This is a genomic window from Sedimentimonas flavescens (assembly GCF_025154035.1).
Lineage (GTDB): Bacteria > Pseudomonadota > Alphaproteobacteria > Rhodobacterales > Rhodobacteraceae > Rhodobacter > Rhodobacter flavescens.
In genome coordinates this window covers 121,300-138,378 of the sequence record NZ_JAOALJ010000001.1, presented here as the reverse complement: position 1 = coordinate 138,378, position 17,079 = coordinate 121,300, and the positions used below count along the sequence as shown (strand labels likewise).

The 17,079-nt window shown below is 64.1% G+C and carries 14 protein-coding genes; 9 read left to right on the top strand and 5 right to left on the bottom strand.

The features are described from left to right. From ntrX to hflX, 5 genes are all read left to right on the top strand, one after another. Window positions 1-1,407 carry a nitrogen assimilation response regulator NtrX gene (gene ntrX / locus N3C64_RS00630; protein WP_260010745.1) on the top strand — a complete coding sequence of 469 codons (1,407 nt, stop codon included), beginning with the start codon at window positions 1-3 and terminating at the stop codon, window positions 1,405-1,407. 75 nt (window positions 1,408-1,482) lie between these two features. Then, complete coding sequence (trkA, locus tag N3C64_RS00625; RefSeq protein WP_218629075.1) at window positions 1,483-2,859, top strand: Trk system potassium transporter TrkA; 1,377 nt, start codon at window positions 1,483-1,485, stop codon at window positions 2,857-2,859. An 8-nt stretch (window positions 2,860-2,867) separates the two neighbouring features. Beyond that, a complete protein-coding gene (locus N3C64_RS00620) occupies window positions 2,868-4,403 on the top strand; it encodes a TrkH family potassium uptake protein (RefSeq protein WP_260010742.1) in 1,536 nt (511 codons plus the stop codon). A 148-nt stretch (window positions 4,404-4,551) separates the two neighbouring features. Next, entirely contained in the window at window positions 4,552-4,785 is a 234-nt protein-coding gene (gene hfq, locus N3C64_RS00615) for an RNA chaperone Hfq (protein ID WP_107323454.1), read from the top strand. Further along, the gene (gene hflX, locus N3C64_RS00610) at window positions 4,782-6,065 is read left to right on the top strand and encodes a GTPase HflX (protein WP_260011770.1); all 1,284 of its coding nucleotides are present in this window, start codon (window positions 4,782-4,784) and stop codon (window positions 6,063-6,065) included. The genes hfq and hflX overlap by 4 nt, the downstream gene beginning before the upstream one ends. Here hflX and N3C64_RS00605 read toward each other — a convergent pair whose 3' ends face one another. After that, on the bottom strand, window positions 6,066-8,534 hold the full coding sequence (locus tag N3C64_RS00605) for a penicillin acylase family protein (protein WP_260010735.1): 2,469 nt from the start codon (window positions 8,532-8,534) through the stop codon (window positions 6,066-6,068). A gap of 117 nt (window positions 8,535-8,651) precedes the next feature. Here N3C64_RS00605 and N3C64_RS00600 point away from each other — a divergent pair, with 117 nt between their 5' ends. Beyond that, window positions 8,652-9,524, top strand: coding sequence for an NAD(P)-dependent oxidoreductase (locus tag N3C64_RS00600; protein ID WP_260010733.1), 873 nt, complete (start codon window positions 8,652-8,654; stop codon window positions 9,522-9,524). A gap of 41 nt (window positions 9,525-9,565) precedes the next feature. On the opposite strand, the gene ssb is transcribed toward N3C64_RS00600, so the two are convergent. Further along, window positions 9,566-10,063 carry a single-stranded DNA-binding protein gene (gene ssb / locus N3C64_RS00595; RefSeq protein ID WP_218629071.1) on the bottom strand — a complete coding sequence of 166 codons (498 nt, stop codon included), beginning with the start codon at window positions 10,061-10,063 and terminating at the stop codon, window positions 9,566-9,568. 228 nt (window positions 10,064-10,291) lie between these two features. Here ssb and N3C64_RS00590 point away from each other — a divergent pair, with 228 nt between their 5' ends. Beyond that, the gene (locus tag N3C64_RS00590; protein WP_218629070.1) at window positions 10,292-10,909 is read left to right on the top strand and encodes a lytic transglycosylase domain-containing protein; all 618 of its coding nucleotides are present in this window, start codon (window positions 10,292-10,294) and stop codon (window positions 10,907-10,909) included. A gap of 33 nt (window positions 10,910-10,942) precedes the next feature. On the opposite strand, the gene N3C64_RS00585 is transcribed toward N3C64_RS00590, so the two are convergent. Both N3C64_RS00585 and hemB read right to left on the bottom strand, forming a co-directional pair. Next, window positions 10,943-11,500 (bottom strand): lipid-binding SYLF domain-containing protein, encoded by a 558-nt coding sequence (locus N3C64_RS00585; RefSeq protein WP_218629069.1) that lies wholly within the window; start codon window positions 11,498-11,500, stop codon window positions 10,943-10,945. 111 nt (window positions 11,501-11,611) lie between these two features. Continuing rightward, window positions 11,612-12,613 carry a porphobilinogen synthase gene (hemB, locus tag N3C64_RS00580; protein WP_218629068.1) on the bottom strand — a complete coding sequence of 334 codons (1,002 nt, stop codon included), beginning with the start codon at window positions 12,611-12,613 and terminating at the stop codon, window positions 11,612-11,614. A gap of 142 nt (window positions 12,614-12,755) precedes the next feature. Between hemB and N3C64_RS00575 the strand changes: the two genes are divergently transcribed. After that, window positions 12,756-13,289, top strand: a complete 534-nt coding sequence (locus tag N3C64_RS00575; protein ID WP_260010731.1) for a component of SufBCD complex — start codon at window positions 12,756-12,758, stop codon at window positions 13,287-13,289. Window positions 13,290-13,329: 40 nt separating this feature from the next. Next, window positions 13,330-16,767 (top strand): transcription-repair coupling factor, encoded by a 3,438-nt coding sequence (mfd, locus tag N3C64_RS00570; protein ID WP_260010730.1) that lies wholly within the window; start codon window positions 13,330-13,332, stop codon window positions 16,765-16,767. Here the strand turns inward: mfd and N3C64_RS00565 are convergent. Further along, on the bottom strand, window positions 16,764-17,039 hold the full coding sequence (locus N3C64_RS00565; protein ID WP_260010721.1) for a putative quinol monooxygenase: 276 nt from the start codon (window positions 17,037-17,039) through the stop codon (window positions 16,764-16,766). The two genes, mfd and N3C64_RS00565, sit on opposite strands and share 4 nt — an antisense overlap. Between the last annotated feature and the right edge of the window lie 40 nt (window positions 17,040-17,079).

The following is a 17,079-nucleotide window of genomic DNA, read 5'->3' as shown; positions in this document are numbered from 1 at the left end:
ATGACTGACATTCTGATTGTTGATGACGAAAAAGACATTCGCGAATTGATCGCGGACATCCTGAAAGACGAAGGCTTTGCCACCCGCATGGCGGCGAACTCCGACGAATGCATGGAGGCGATCAATTCCGAGGCCCCCGCGCTGATGATCCTCGACATCTGGCTCAAGGACAGCCGGATGGACGGGATCGACATTCTCAAGACGGTCAAGCGCGACAATCCCGATATCCCGATCATCATCATCTCGGGGCATGGCAATATCGAGATCGCCGTCGCCGCGATCAAGCAGGGCGCCTATGATTTCATCGAGAAGCCCTTCAATATCGACCAGTTGATGGTCGTGATCTCGCGGGCGATGGAAACTTCGCGGTTGCGGCGCGAAAACTCCAGCCTGCGCCGGCGCGATCTGCACTCGGGCGAGATGCTCGGGAACTCGGTGGCGTTTCGTAAGCTCAAGGACCAGCTCGACAAGGTCACCAAGTCGAACGGGCGGATCATGCTGACAGGCGAGCCGGGCTCGGGCAAGGAAACCGCTGCACGCTATATCCACCAGCATTCGAACCGCGCCGCGGCGCCCTTCGTGACGGTCAATTCCGCCTCGATCGCGCCCGAACGGATGGAAGAGGTGCTGTTTGGCCGCGAAACTTCAGAGCGCGGGATCGAAAAGGGGCTGCTGGAGCAGGCCCATGGCGGCGTGATCTATTTCGACGAAGTGGCCGAGATGCCCCTGGGCACGCAGTCCAAGATCCTGCGCGTGCTGACCGATCAGCAGTTCCTGCGCGTCGGCGGCTCGGACAAGGTGCGCGTCGATCTGCGCGTCGTCAGTTCGACCACCCGCGACCTTGGCGCCGAGATTGCCGCCGGGCGCTTCCGGCAGGAGCTTTATGATCGGCTGAACGTCGTGCCGATCCCGGTGCCTTCGCTGGCCGAGAGGCGCGAGGATGTGCCGCTTCTGTCCGAGCATTTCATCGAGGCGTTCAACCGCACCCAGGGCCTGCCGCTGCGCGAGTTGTCGGAAGATGCGATGGCGATGATGCAAACGATGGAATGGCCCGGCAACATCCGCCAGCTGCGCAATGTGATCGAGCGCGTTCTGATCCTGGGCGAAGGCACCGGCCCGATCGAGGCGCGCGAACTGCCGGGCGATAGCGCCCCGGCCGAAGAGGGGCGTATCGTTCTTGGCGGCCAGCTGGCGACCCTGCCGCTGCGCGAGGCGCGTGAGCTGTTCGAACGCGAATACCTGCTGACCCAGATCAACCGCTTTGGCGGCAATATCTCGCGCACCGCGAATTTCGTCGGCATGGAACGCTCGGCCCTGCACCGCAAGCTCAAATCGCTTGGGGTGGTCACGCAGACCAAGGCGGGCGCGCGCGTCGCCACGCTCGACGGGACCGAGGACGACTTCTGATCCGCGCCGGGGCGGCGCGATTGACCGCCCCGAGCCGGAAGCATAGAACGAACCGGGGCAGCGCGGAGAAGTGCCATGAAGGTTATCATTTGCGGCGCGGGTCAGGTTGGCTGGCAGATCGCGCGGCATTTGGCGGGCGAGCGCAACGATGTGACTATCGTCGACTCGAACCCCGAACTGGTCCGGCGCGCCTCGGATACGCTGGATGTTCAAGGCGTTGTGGGATTTGCCTCGCATCCCGATGTGCTTGAACGCGCGGGCGCGCGCGATTGCGACCTGCTGATCGCCGCGACCCATTCCGACGAGGTGAACATGGTCACCTGTCAGGTCGCGCAATCGGTCTTTGGCATTACCCGCAAGATCGCCCGCATCCGCGCGCAGGCCTATCTTGCCCCGCAGTATTCTGACCTTTACCGGCGCGATCACCTGCCGATTGACGTGATCATCAGCCCCGAGCGCGAGGTCGCCGAAGCGGCGCTGCAGCGCCTTGCCGCGCCGACGACCTTTGACACCGAAAGCTTCATGGGCGGGCGGATCCAACTGCTCGGGATTGTGCTCGATGAGGATTGCCCGGTCCTGAACACTGCGCTGCGGCAGTTGACCGAGTTGTTCTCGACCCTGCGCGCGCTTGTGGTCGGGGTGCGTCGCGAGGGGCGCCTGTTCGCGCCTGAGCCGGGTGATCAGCTGTTCGCCAATGACCAGATCTATGTTTTTTCACATAACGAGGATGTCTCGCGCACGCTCGAGATCTTCGGCAAGGGCTCGAAGAAGCAAGAACGAGTTGTGATCATCGGCGGCGGCAACGTCGGCATGGGCGTTGCACGCGCGCTTGAGGCCCGCACTGACCGTATCCGCGCCAAGGTGATCGAGCGCAGCCGCGTGCAGGCCGAAAAGGCCGCCGACGCACTGGAACGCACCATCGTTCTAAATGGCGACGGGATGAGCGCCGAGCTTCTTGAGGAAGCCAATATCGAGCGCGCCGACGCGGTTCTGGCCGTCACCGACGACGACAAGACCAACATCCTGGTCGCCGTGCGCGCCAAGCAGGCGGGCTGCAAGATGGCGATCAGTCTTGTGAACGACCCAACGCTGGTGCCGCTGATGGCGCCGCTCGACATCGACGCCTACATCAACCCGCGCGCAACGACGGTCTCCTCGATTCTGCGGCATATCCGTCTGGGCCGGGTGCGCGCGATCTACTCGATCGGCGATGCTGAGGCCGAGGTGATCGAGGCGCAGGTCATGGGAACCTCGCCGCTGGCTGGCCGCATGGTGCGCGACATCGAATTCCCCGAGGGGGTTCTTCTGGGCGCGGTCATGAAGGGCGAGAAGGTCATCAAGCCCTCGGGCGACACCAAGATCGAAGAGGGCGATGTCATCGTTCTCTTCGCGCTGGCCGCCGATATCCCCGAGGTGGAGCGCCTGCTGCAAGTCTCCATCGACTTCTTCTGAGGTCGGCCATGCTGGACCGCGCGTTGCGCCAGTTTCAGGATCTGCCGCTGATCATCATCCTGATGGGGATCAGCGCGCTGGCGATGCTGTTGCCCGCGGTACATGGCTATATCGTGCGCGACTATCATACCTCGCGCACGTTCTTCTATTCGGCCGTGCTCTTTCTGGTGCTAGCGGGCCTGCTTGGGCTTGCCTCGGGCGCGAACCCGCGCGGACCGCAGGGGCGCAGCCATCTTCTGGCGATGCTTGCGGCATTCACGATCTTGCCGATCCAGCTTGCCGTTCCGTTCAACGAATCCGTTGCCGACACCGGTTTGTCTAATGCCTGGTGGGAGATGGTGTCTTCCCTGACCACCACCGGCGCCACCCTCTACATGCCCGAGCGTCTTGCTCCCTCGGTCCACCTGTGGCGCGCCGAGGTAGGCTGGCTTGGCGGGTTCTTCATGCTGGTGATGGCGATCGCGGTGCTCGCGCCGATGCGGCTTGGCGGGTTCGAGGTGTTCTTTTCCGGCGGGGCAAGCGGCGGGCCGATGCCGACGGCCTCGGCGCACGATGACAGCGCGGATGCGGGAGAGCGGATCATCTACTACACGCTGCGCCTGTTTCCGGCCTATCTGGGCCTGACAATGATGCTGTGGCTCTCGCTTCTGATGGCGGGGGATGAACCGCTGGTGGCGCTCTGCCATGCAATGTCCACACTCTCGACCTCGGGGATTTCGCCGATCGGAGGGGTAGGGGCCGCGCCCTCGGGTCTTGTGGGCGAGTTCTTGATCTTTGTATTCCTCATCCCGGCGCTGTCGCGGCGCTTCTGGCCTGGCGGGGGCGAGTTGCGCGCGACCGAGAGGCTGCGCGACGACCCGGAGCTGCGCCTGGCTGCGGGCCTCGTGGTGCTGGTGCCGTCGGTGCTTTTCCTGCGCCATTGGATCGCGGCGCTGGATGTGGCAACGCCCGCCGCGACGCTTGGGCCGATCCTGAAGTCGATCTGGGGCGGGTTGTTCACCTCGCTGTCGTTTCTGACGACGACGGGCTTTGACAGCGCGGTGTGGGATGACGCCCGCGCCTGGTCGGGCTTGGGGACGCCCGGTCTGATCCTGGCGGGGCTGGTGATTACCGGCGGCGGCGTGGCCACTACGGCGGGCGGCGTGCGCCTGCTGCGGGTCTACGCACTTCTGCGCCATGGCGAGCGTGAGTTGGACAAGCTCGTGCATCCAGCCTCTATCGCGGGCGGCGGCGATATTGCGCGGCGACTGCGGCGCGAGGGTGCCTATATCGCCTGGATCTTCTTCATGCTGTTCGCCATGTCCATCGCCGTGGTGATGATGGCGGTGTCGCTGACCGGGCTGACCTTTGAGCCCGCCACGATCCTGTCGATCGCAGCACTGTCGAATACAGGCCCGCTGGCGGGGGTGGCGGCCGATACGCCTCTCTACTGGGCCGATCTGAGCGATTCCACACGCCTGATTCTCGCCTTGGCGATGGTGCTGGGCAGGCTTGAAACCCTCGCCATCATCGCACTCTTCAACCCCGAGCTTTGGCGCGGATAGCGCAAACGAGCCCTCAGCACGCTGCAAACGCTGCGGATAGGTCCGTAACGGACTGTTTTTAGGGGTGGAATCTATCCATTTCTTTCGCATACTGAGCAAACGGAGTGCTAAGCATCCAGACGCGCGACAGAACAAAGGCATAATAAGAATGGCAGCCGATAAACAGAACCTGCAGGACGCTTTCCTCAATCACGTTCGCAAAACCAAGGTTCCGGTAACGATTTTCCTCATTAACGGGGTCAAACTTCAGGGAGTGATTACCTGGTTTGACAATTTCTGCGTGCTCCTGCGCCGCGATGGCCAGAGCCAGCTTGTCTACAAGCACGCGATTTCGACGATCATGCCGGGTCAGCCGATCTCCCTCTACGAGGGCGAAGACTGAGCGACCCGATCTTCCAGCGTGAACGGCCCACACGGGCCTATATCTTGCATCCGGACCTCAAGGCTGCGGATGCAAGACGCATGCCCCAGCATCGCCTGGCCGAGGCGGTATCGCTTGCGGCCGCGCTTCCCAATATCGAGGTCGCGGGTTCGGAAGTGGTGCGCTTGCCCAAGCCCCATGCCGGGCATCTGTTCGGCACCGGCAAGCTGGCCGAACTGAAAGAGCGCCTGGATGAGGGCGAGGTCGATCTGGTTCTGGTCGATGGCCCTGTCAGCCCGGTGCAGCAGCGTAACCTGGAAAAGGAATGGAGCGTCAAACTGCTCGACCGCACCGGCCTGATCCTTGAAATTTTCGCGGATCGCGCGCGCACGCGGGAAGGCGTGTTGCAGGTCGAGCTTGCGGCGCTCAGCTATCAGCGCACGCGCCTCGTGCGCGCCTGGACCCACCTGGAGCGTCAGCGTGGTGGCCTTGGTTTCGTCGGCGGCCCCGGCGAAACCCAGATCGAGGCCGACCGTCGCGCCATCGACGATCAGGTGATCCGCATCAAGCGCCAGCTCTCGAAAGTCGTGAAAACGCGCGAGCTGCACCGTGCCGCGCGCCGCAAGGTGCCGTTCCCCATTGTCGCGCTGGTGGGCTACACGAACGCCGGAAAATCCACGCTTTTCAACCGGATGACCGGCGCCGACGTGATGGCTAAGGACATGCTTTTTGCCACGCTCGACCCGACGATGCGGGGCATCACCCTGCCATCGGGGCGCAAGGTGATCCTGTCGGATACGGTGGGCTTCATCTCGGACCTGCCGCATGAATTGGTTGCGGCCTTCCGCGCGACGCTGGAAGAGGTGCTGGAGGCCGACCTCATCCTGCACGTGCGCGACATCGCCCACCCCGAGACCGAAGAGCAGGCTGCCGACGTGGGTGAGATCCTCGAATCCCTTGGCGTGGATGAGGATGTTCCGCTGCTTGAGGTCTGGAACAAGATCGACGCGCTCTCGCCGCAGATGCGCGACGCGCTTCTGGTGCAGGATGCGAGGCGCAACGATATTCAAGCGGTTTCGGCGATTACGGGCGAGGGGCTGGACGCCCTGCTCTCGGCCATCGAAACCCGCTTGGGCGAGGAACGCTACGACGAGGTGTTGAAGCTGCCCTTCGAGCGCGGACGTGCCCGCGCCTGGCTGCATGAACAAAACGTGGTGCGCGCCGAGACCGAGACCGAAGAGGGCTGGCAGCTTGAGGTGAACTGGTCCTCAAGCCAGCGCCATCGCTTCAAAGCGCTCTGATCATTCGGCCGGTGCTGCGGGCTCCAGCCGGGTAATACCTGCCGCGGCCGCACGGGCAAGTTCGGGGTCAAGCGACATCGGGATATATTCGCCCCGGCGCCACAGGACTGACAGATCGTCATAATGGCGGCTGAGCGGATGGCCCGATTGCCCCGTTGCGATCACGAAGACCGAGCTGTCGGGGTCGGCGAAGTCATAGACGCCACGGAAGCCCGCCGCATGGACGTTGGCGAAGGGATTCGGTTCCGTCCCCTTGGTCATGCCGCGCATCAGGGTGAAATCGCCGCCCGAGGTCGATTGGCGGATATTTGTCACCCATCCAAGCAGCGGCGCGCGGCCCAGAACCTGATGGTCTTGCAAGGCTTCATGCGCATCGCCCCAACGCCAGCTTTCCACCTTGGTGCCGAATTTCGCGCGCAGTTCCAGCAGCGCGTCGTCCAGCGCCATGCGGGCGATATCGGTGCAGGTCTCGACCGGGGCCGATTGCATGACATCGCACCAGCGACCTGCGCCGTCGGTGTTGCGGAAGACGCGCTCGACAAAAAGCGGCTCAAGCTGCGTGAACTCGGTGGCGAGCGGCCCCAGTTCGTCGCGGATCAGGCGGTTTTGCAGCGCGCGCATCCATGCCGCATAGATCAGCGGCTCGGGCAGGTGCTCGTTCATCTCGCCGTCCCAGGCGGCAAGCAGTTCCAGTGCGCGCTGGCGCATCCGCTCGGGCGTGCCGTCGGGAGCGGGGGCTCCGGTGAACCACAGATCGGCCCCGACCAGCGGCAGCAGGCCGCGCGCGGCGGGCGATACGGTATCGAGCTGCGCCGCGATAAAGCTTTCGCGCGAATGGACCTCACGCTCGCCCATCAGGCGGGTCAGGCGCAACACGCGCTGGCTGTCGCCCCAATCATAGGAGACATGGCGGGGGAACGGGCGGTCAACCGTCTTGTTGTTGGTGTTGATAACGATCCCGCCCTCGGGGTTCAGGAACTTCGGATTGTCGTCATAGGGCAGGAAACCTGTCCAGCGGTTCGCGGCTTCCCAGCCGGGCGAGGGCATCCGACCCTGCGTTGCGTGGCCCGGATCGCGAGCGGGCAGGCGCCCGATCGCAACCATGCCGACGCTGGTCTGGTCGGCAAGGATCAGGTTCTGCGCGGGCGCGATGTAACGCTCGCCCGCCGTTGCAGCCTCGGTGACCGAGCGCGCGCGCATCAGCGCAAGCCCCGCGCTCATCGAGCTGTCCTGACGCGACAGCGCAGTCCAATTGAGCGAGACGACATGGCCGGGCGGGGTAACGCTGGCCAGGTTGAAATGGCCGCCGGGCAGCACGGGGCCGTTCGTCGTCCAGCGCAGGGTCAAGGTGACCGGATCGGCGTCCTTGACCTGAATGATCGCTCGGCGGGTCGCGAATGCCTCCCATCCTGCCGGGGTGCGGTACCGCTCGGGGTCGGCGGGGTTCAGCTCTTCGATGTAAAGGTCAAGCGTGTCGGCATAGGCAGAGGTGATGCCCCAACCAAGCTCGGCATTGCGCCCCGTCAGCACCAGTGGAATGCCCGGAATGGTGCCGCCGATGACCCCGCCCGAGGCAAGCTCGACCCGCGCGAGATACCAGACCGAAGGCGCGGTCAGCCCAAGGTGCGGATCGTTGGCCAGCAGGGATCCACCGGCTGCCGAACGCTCAGGCGCGGCGGCAAAGGCGTTCGATGCCCCGGCGAAATGGCGTGGGGGGAAGGGCGACATAGCGTCGGGCGCGGCCAGAGCGGTCTGGACATTGCGCGGTACGGTCGGGAAGAGCGCGGCATAGTCGGGCAGCGCGGCCACACCTTGCCCCGGCATGTCGGGCATGATGTCGCGGGTCCAGTCCTGACCCAGCATCGAGACGCGGGCGCGCAGCACCTCTTCGTTGAACTGGGATTCCAGTTGGACCGAGAGCAGCTTGAGGATCGCAAGCGAATCCGCCGGGGTCCAATAGGCGATCGGGGCATCGAAGAGGAAGAATTCAGGCGCGCCACGGCCGCGCGCGCCCTCGTTGACCAGCTCGATCCATTGATTGACGCCCGCCGAATAGGCCTCCAGCGCGGCCAGCGTATCCGCATCCTGCGCTGAAACGGACTCGATCGCGGCACCATAGAGATCAAGACGACGCATCAACTCGTCCGTCTTCAGCGTGTCGGCGCCGAAAACCTCTGACAGGCGGCCCTGCACGGTGCGGCGCATCACGGTCATCTGCCACAGACGGTCCTCGGCATGGGCAAGTCCGAGCGCGAAGAAGACATCGTGGTCGGAGGCGCCGAAGATATGCGGCACATCCTCGGTCGAGCGCACGATCTCGACCGGTGCCGAGATGCCCTCAACCGCGTAGGTCGCATTGTAATCGGGCAGCGAGCGCGAGGCGAAATACCAGATGAAAAAGCCCCCGAGCATGACCGAAAGCAGCGCGGTCGAGACGATGCGGACCATCCATCTGAACAGGGTGAACATGGCGCGTTCCGGGGCAAGAGCTATCGGGCAGACCGGTCACCGCAGTTGACGGCGCAGGCACCAGCGTTACTAAGTCAGGCTAAGCGAATGTTCAACGCGGATAACGGAGGGGTGACTGTGGCGAAAATTGCGTTTCTTGGGCTCGGGGTGATGGGTTTCCCGATGGCTGGTCACCTTGCGGCAAAGGGGCATGAGGTGACGGTTTACAACCGCTCCGCCGCCAAGGCCGAGGCCTGGGTGCGCCATCACAAGGGCGAATGGGCGGCCACGCCCGCCGATGCGGCGCGCGATTGCGATTTCGTGATGGCTTGCGTGGGCAATGACGACGATCTGCGCGCGGTCTGTCTGGGTGAGAACGGCGCCTTTGCAGGCATGAAGAAGGGCGCGATCTTTGTCGATCACACGACGGTTTCGGCGGCCGTCACGCGCGAGCTGTCGGCGGCTGCGGCAGACGCCGGGCTGGGGTTTGTGGATGCTCCGGTCTCGGGCGGGCAGGCGGGCGCCGAGAATGGCGTGCTGTCGGTGATGTGCGGCGGCGCAGTGGATGACTACGCCAAGGCCGAGCCGGTGATCGACGCCTATGCCAAGATCTGCCGCCGTCTGGGCGAGTCGGGCGCTGGCCAGATGACCAAGATGTGCAACCAGATCGCGATCGCGGGCCTCGTGCAGGGCCTATCCGAAAGCCTGCACTTCGCTGAAAAGGCGGGGCTGTCGATTTCGGACGTCGTCGAGGTGATCAGCCAGGGTGCCGCCGGTTCCTGGCAGATGGCCAACCGCTACAAGACCATGGAGGCGGACCGCTACGATTTCGGTTTCGCCGTCGACTGGATGCGCAAGGATCTGGGGATCTGTCTCGATACGGCCAATGAGACCGGCGCAAGCCTGCCGGTGACGGCGCTGGTCGATCAGTTCTACAAGGAAGTGCAGAAGATGGGCGGCGGGCGTTGGGATACGTCCTCGCTGCTGGCACGGCTGCGCAAGCTCGACTGATGCGAGAAGGGGCCCCGTGGGGCCCCTTTGAATTTCGTCGATCAGAATGGGATTTCGTCGTCGAAATCCGAGCGGCCACCGCCCGATGAGCTACCCGACGAGCCGCCGTAGGACGGGCCTTCATCATAGCCGCCGCCCTGGCCGCCGCCGTAGGAGCCGCCACCACCCTGGCTACCACCGCCGCCGTCGCGGCTGTCGAGAAGGGTCAGGTTGCCGCTGAACGGGCGCAGCACGACTTCGGTCGTGTAGCGATCCTGGCCGCTTTGATCCTGCCATTTGCGGGTCTCAAGCTGGCCCTCGATATAGACTTTCGAGCCCTTGCGCAGATACTGCTCGGCGATTTTCGCCAGCGGTTCGGAGAAGATGGCGACCGAATGCCACTCGGTGCGTTCCTTGCGCTCACCCGAGTTGCGGTCACGCCAGGTCTCGGAAGTCGCGATGCGCAGGTTGCACACCTTGCCGCCGTTCGCGAAGCTGCGCACCTCGGGGTCGCGGCCCAGATTTCCCACCAGAATGACCTTGTTGACGCTGCCGGCCATGAATTCCTCCGCCTTGGTGGCCGCGTCCCAGTAGGCGCGGCGATTCTGATTTGTCCCAACGGGTATAGAGCATGGTCCGCCCGATCAGAAGAGGCGGGTGCACCGGCGACCCGCCCTCGCCTTAGGCGGTCTCGGCCAGCCTCCGCCGAGGGCATTGACGGCGCGCTTTCCAAGCAAGGCTTTTTGCGTATAATGCCGCGCATAATGGGGCAGAGAGCGGTGATACCAATGCGGAAATTGGCCGGTCTGATGGCGGTGTGCCTGACGGTGAGTCTGGCGCCGGTTACAATCTCCGTTGCCCATGCCGAGGGGCTTTCACTGTCCGGCAGCTCTTCCAAATCCCGCACCATGCTGTTTCGCAATCAGACCCGCGTGCTCGATAGCCGGGCGGCGACGCAGTATGAGAACTCGACGCGCCTCAAGCCGAAATCCGACCTGCTGACCGAGATCTCGGGCGCGATGCCGCGCTACACCGGGCGCTACAAGGGTGAGTATATGCCGGTCGCCCGCGCCGCCGCGAACCGCCATGGCGTGCCTGAGGATCTGTTCCTGCGCCTTGTGCAGCAGGAAAGCGGCTGGAACCCGAATGCGGTCTCGCCCAAGGGTGCGCGCGGACTTGCGCAGCTGATGCCCGGCACGGCCGCAAATCTGGGGGTCAATCCCAATGACCCGCGCCAGAACCTCGAAGGCGGGGCGCGCTATCTGCGCATGATGTATAATCGCTTCGGCAGCTGGCGCTTGGCGTTGGCCGCCTATAACGCGGGGCCCGAGGCCGTGGAAAAATACGGCGGCGTGCCGCCTTATCGCGAAACCAAGAACTACGTTCGCATCATCTACGGAAGCTGAGGGCGCGCGACGAACGCGCACCCGGGGCCCGGATCAGGGGATGATCCGGGTGTATTTGGTGCCTGCCAGCGTCGCGCCTGCGATCAGGCCAGCCTGACCGAAGACCAGCGCGATGACCGGCGCGAGCGAGGTCGTCGTATCGGCGCCGATCGCGCCGCCACGGTCGGGCAAGGCGTAGCGTGCATCCGCCCCGGCTTCCCAGCCATCGGCGCGGCGGAAATCGGCAAGGGCGTTCTCGGTCATGAAGAACAGCGCATGGGCATATTGCTGTGCGCCGATCTGGAACCCGAAGGATGCCGAGGCCGCCGAGTAGTAATCGACCGTCACATTGTTGATCCGCAAAGCGCCCTGGCCATAGGAGCCGCCGATGCCAAAGCCCGCCTCGGTGATCAGCGGCATGTAAAGCACCCCCACGGCCTTGCGCATCAGATCCTGCGTGCCGGGGTATTTCTGGATCAGGTAGTCGCGCGTCGCATCTACCCGCGCGTCGATCCGCGCGGCGCCGCTGCTGCCGATGCCATTACCGCAGGCGGCAAGGCCAAGCCCCGCTCCGCCAAGCACAAGGACGCTGCGTCTGGAAAGGTTCGTCATATGCTGCTCCGCTCTTGAATCGGGCCTTGTCGTGGCCCGTTGGCCACAACTTATAGGGCACAAACGGGCCGTTGTCACTTGTTCTTGACTGCCGCGGCAAGCCTTCGCCGATCAGCCTTGCGCTAGCAGACGCGCGGCCGCAGGGGCAAAATAGCTCAGAACGCCATCGCAACCCGCCCGGCGGAAGGACATCAGGCTTTCCAGCATGACCTTGTCGTGGTCGAGCCAGCCATTCTTCACCGCCGCCATCAGCATCGCGTACTCACCCGAGACCTGATAGGCATAGGTCGGCACGCCGAAGGCATCCTTTACGCGCCGACAGATGTCGAGATAGGGCATCCCCGGCTTGACCATCACCATATCCGCGCCCTCGGCCAGATCGCGGGCAACCAGGCGGATCGCCTCGTCGCCATTGGCCGGGTTCATCTGATAGGTCTTCTTGTCGCCCTTGAGCGCACCTGTCGCCCCCACCGCATCGCGGAACGGGCCATAGAAGGCCGAGGCATATTTCGCCGCATAGCTCAGGATCGTCACATCGGAATGGCCCGCAGCCTCCAGCGCCGCGCGCATCGCGCCGATCCGGCCGTCCATCATATCCGAGGGGCCAAGGATATCGGCACCCGCCTCGGCCTGCGCGATTGCCATTTTCACAAGGCACTCGACGGTTTCGTCGTTCAGGATCACGCCGTCGCGCACCAGCCCGTCATGGCCGTTGGCGTTATAGGGATCGAGCGCGATATCGGTCATGATCGCGATCTCGGGCACCTCGGCCTTGATCGCGCGGATCACCCGGTTCGAGATATTCTCGGGGTTCCAGGCCATCTCGCAGGTCTCGGTCTTCACCGCGGGGTCGGTGTAGGGGAATAGGCAGATCGCCGGGATGCCGAGCTTGGCGGCCTCTTCGGCGGCGCGCACCGCACCATCAAGCGTCATGCGGAAAACACCGGGCATCGACGAGACCTCGACATCCGCGCCGGGCACATCGGTGATGAAGATCGGCCAGATCAAGTCCTTGACGCTCAGCCGGTTTTCCTGCGCCAGATCGCGCAGGGCCTGCGTGCGGCGCATACGGCGCAGGCGGGTATGCGGGAAGGGCGGAAGGATCGGATTCATGGCTCTCACTCCTCTGACTTCTCAAGGAGGTGCCACGGATCGCGCCCCGGAACAAGTCAAAGCGTCGGCTCTGCGGCGCTAAGAATTTGACTGCCCCGCCCGATGGTCTAGTGTCGGGCCAAAGCAATTGGCAGAGGCGCCTTTGAGTATTCTCGATACGCTCTTTTCCGTCATCGACATGCGTTCCTTTTCCAATTTGTGGTATTGGATCGCGCTGGCGGTGACATGGTCGTCGGCCTCGCACTGGGTGTTGGGCGTGCCTTTCGACATGGTGCTGCGTGCGCGGCGCAAGGGCGGCCAGGCCGGGGCCGAGCTGGTGGCGATGACCCGCGTCAGCGTCACGCGCATTCTGACCATCTGGCGCGACGGCGGGATGCTGCTGGCGGTTATGGTGCCCTTCATCCTGACAACCTTGCTGATCCTTGGCTTCGGCTATGGCGCCGAATTCGCGCAGGCGACGGTGTTGATCCTGTTGCCGCTGGCCTGCGTGGGGCTGCTGAGCCTGCGCGCGGCGGGCCGGCTTGAAGCGACGCTCAAGGCCGAACCTGACCCAGACGATATCGCCAAAGCGCTGGCCTATCACCGGCTCAAGATTCAGGCGATTGGCATCCTCGCCATCGTGGTGACGGCGCTTTGGGGCATGATCCAGAACTTCCGGCTCTGGACCTTCGGCTAAGCACTCTTGACACCGGGCAGCAGGCGGATACCTCAGCGCGATGGAGCATCTTGTACTTTCCGGCGCCCCCGAGGGCTTTGACGGCAAACTGATCGCCAAGGAACTGGCACGGGGGCGGCCCGTCGTGCATATCGCGCGCGACGACCGGCGGCTGGAGGCCATGCGCGCCGCGCTGGCGTTTTTCGCGCCCGAGGCCGTTGTGCTGAACTTCCCGGCCTGGGATTGTCTGCCCTATGATCGCGTCTCGCCCAATCCTGATGTCTCGGCGGCTCGGATGGCGACGCTCGCGGCGCTTGCGACGGGTGTGCCGGGGCCGTTCGTGCTGCTGACCACGCTCAATGCAGCCATGCAGCGCGTGCCTGCGCGCGAATTGGTCGCGGGGGCGAGTTTTACCGCCAAGGTCGGTGGGCGGATCGACGAAAAGGCGCTGCGCGAGTTTCTGGCGCGTATGGGCTTCTCGCCCGCCTCGACCGTGTCCGAGCCCGGAGACTATGCCGTGCGTGGCGGGATTATCGACATTTATCCGCCGGGCGAGGCCGGGCCGGTGCGGCTGGACCTGTTTGGCGATGTGCTCGATGGCGCGCGACGCTTCGATCCGGTGACGCAGCGCACGACCGAACAGCTTAAGGTGGTCGAGTTCGCTCCCGTCTCCGAGGTTATTCTCGATGAGGCCTCGATCACGCGCTTCCGGCAGAACTATCGGGTGGAGTTTGGCGCGGGCGGGGCAGAAGACCCGCTTTATGAAGCCGTCAGCGCAGGCCGCAAACACGCCGGGATGGAACATTGGCTCGGCTTCTTCCATGAACGGCTCGAGTCGCTCTTCGATTACCTCCCCGAGGCATCGATCATGCTTGACGACCAGATCGACCCACAGCGCGATGCGCGTTGGGAAAGCATCGCCGATCAGTATGACACGCGGCGCGAAGCGATGACCCGTCGTGACAGGGTAGATACCGTCTATAAACCCGCACCGCCCGAACTGCTCTATCTGTCCGAGGCCGCCTGGGATGCCGCGCTGGCCACGCGCCGGGTGCTGCGCCTGCAGGTGCTGTCCGCACCCCCAGGCCCGGGTATCCTGAACGCCGAGGCGCGGATCGGCCGCAACTTCGCGCCAGAACGGCAACTTGAAAATGTGAGCCTTTTCAGTGCGCTGAAAGACCATGTTGAAGCGAAACTGGCGATTGGACCGGTGGTTCTGGCGTCATGGTCCGAGGGCGCGCGCGAGCGCCTCAAGGGGCTGATGGAAGATGAGGGCCTGACCGGCGCACGGCTGATCCGCGATGCGCGCGAGGTCAAACCGGGTGTCAACCTTACGATCTGGTCGCTCGATCAGGGGTTCGAGGCCGACGGGCTGACCGTCATCTCGGAGCAGGACGTGCTGGGCGACCGCCTCGTGACGCGCCCCAAGAAGAAGCGCAAGGCCGAGAACTTTCTGACCGAGGCGACCTCGCTCAGCCCGGGCGATCTGGTGGTCCATGTCGATCACGGCGTGGGGCGTTACAAGGGGCTTGAGACGGTGCAGGCGCTTGGCGCGCCGCTCGATTGTGTCTTGCTGGAATACGCCGGCGGCGACCGGCTGTATCTTCCGGTGGTGAACATCGAACTTCTCAGCCGTTACGGGCATGAGGAGGGACTGCTCGACAAGCTGGGCGGTGGTGCTTGGCAGGCCAAGAAGGCCAAGCTGAAGGAACGTATCCGCCAGATTGCCGACCGTCTGATGCGCATCGCGGCCGAGCGCCTTCTGCGCGCAGCACCTATCCTTGAGGCCCCGCATCACGAGTGGGAATCCTTCGCCGCGCGCTTCCCCTATACCGAGACCGACGATCAGTTGGGCGCCATCGACGATGTGGTCGAGGATCTGAGATCGGGCCGCCCGATGGATCGTCTGGTCGTGGGCGATGTGGGCTTTGGCAAGACCGAGGTCGCCATGCGCGCGGCCTTTGTTGCGGCGCAATCCGGCGTGCAGGTGGCGGTGATCGCACCCACGACGCTGCTTGCGCGCCAGCACTACAAGACCTTCGCCGAGCGTTTCCGCGGCACCGCCATCACCGTGCGCCCGCTCTCGCGCTTCGTGTCCGCGAAGGCCGCAAACCAGACCCGCGAGGGGCTGGCCGAAGGCACGGTCGATATCGTCATCGGCACCCACGCGGTGCTGGCCAAGGGAGTGAAGTTCCGCAACCTCGGCCTGCTGGTCATCGACGAAGAGCAGCACTTCGGCGTTCAGCACAAGGAGCGACTGAAAGAGATGCGCTCCGAGATCCACGTGCTGACGCTGACGGCGACGCCCATTCCGCGCACGCTGCAACTGTCGCTGACCGGGGTGCGCGATCTGTCGATCATCGGCACGCCGCCCGTGGACCGTCTGGCGATCCGCACCTATGTGAGCGAGTTCGACGCCGTCACCATCCGCGAGGCACTGCTGCGCGAACGCTATCGCGGGGGGCAGAGCTTCTACGTCGTGCCGCGCATCTCGGATCTGGCCGAGGTTGAGGAGTTCCTGAAAACCCATGTTCCCGAGGTCAGCTACATGGTGGCGCACGGGCAGATGGCGGCGGGGGAACTCGACGACCGGATGAACGCTTTCTACGACGGCAAGGCCGATGTGCTGCTGGCCACGACCATCGTGGAATCCGGTCTGGATATTCCGACCGCCAACACAATGATCGTGCATCGCGCAGACATGTTCGGCCTGAGCCAGCTTTACCAGATCCGTGGCCGGGTCGGGCGTGCCAAGCTGCGCGCCTATTGCTACCTGACCACCAAGCCGCGCCTGCCGCTGACGCCGCAGGCGACCAAGCGGCTGCGGTTGCTGGGCAGCCTCGACAGCCTCGGCGCGGGTTTCAACCTAGCCAGCCAGGACCTTGACCTGCGCGGCGCCGGGAACCTGCTGGGCGAAGAGCAGTCGGGCCATATCAAGGAAGTCGGCTACGAGCTGTACCAGGCGATGCTGGAAGAGACGATCTCCAAGCTGAAATCGGGTGAGCTGACCGAGGCGGGTGACGATGGCGAATGGTCGCCGCAGATCAATATCGGTGTGCCGGTGATGATCCCCGAGGTCTATGTGCCCGATCTTGACGTGCGGCTTGGCCTTTATCGGCGCCTGTCTGGCCTGACCACCAAGGTCGAGCTGGAGGGCTTTGCCGCCGAATTGATCGACCGGTTCGGCCCGTTGCCGAAAGAGGTGAACACGCTTCTTCTGGTCATTCGGATCAAGGGCATGTGCAAACGCGCCCATATCGCGCGGCTCGATGCCGGGCCGAAGGGGGCGACGGTGCAGTTCCACAACGACAAGTTCCCGAACCCGGCGGGGCTGGTCGAGTTTCTTCAGGCGCAGCGCGGTCAGGCCCGGATCAACGGCAACAAGGTGGTGATCCAGCGCGAGTGGACCTCGGACAACGACAAGATCAAGGGCACCTTTGCCATCGCCAAGGAACTGGCCGAGAAAGTGGTCGAGGCGAAGAAAGCCGCGAAGGCTTAATCCTCGCGGATCTCGTATTCGCGGGGAATGTCCGTGGTGGCATGGCCCCAGTCGCTGACGCGCGTGCACGCCTGATGCGCTTCGAAAGCGGCGCGATCAGTGAAGGCCTCTTCGACCATCCAAACAAGCGGATCGTCGGTCTGGGTGACCTGAAAACTCTGGCAACCGGGTTCGAGATGCGTCAGGCGGATATGTTCGGGCAGATGCGCGCGCACGATTTCGGCCTGCTTTGCGTCGGAACAGATCAGACGACCGGAAAGATACAGCGTCATCGGCGCCTCCATAGCAAAAGGCCCGCATCTTGCGACGCGG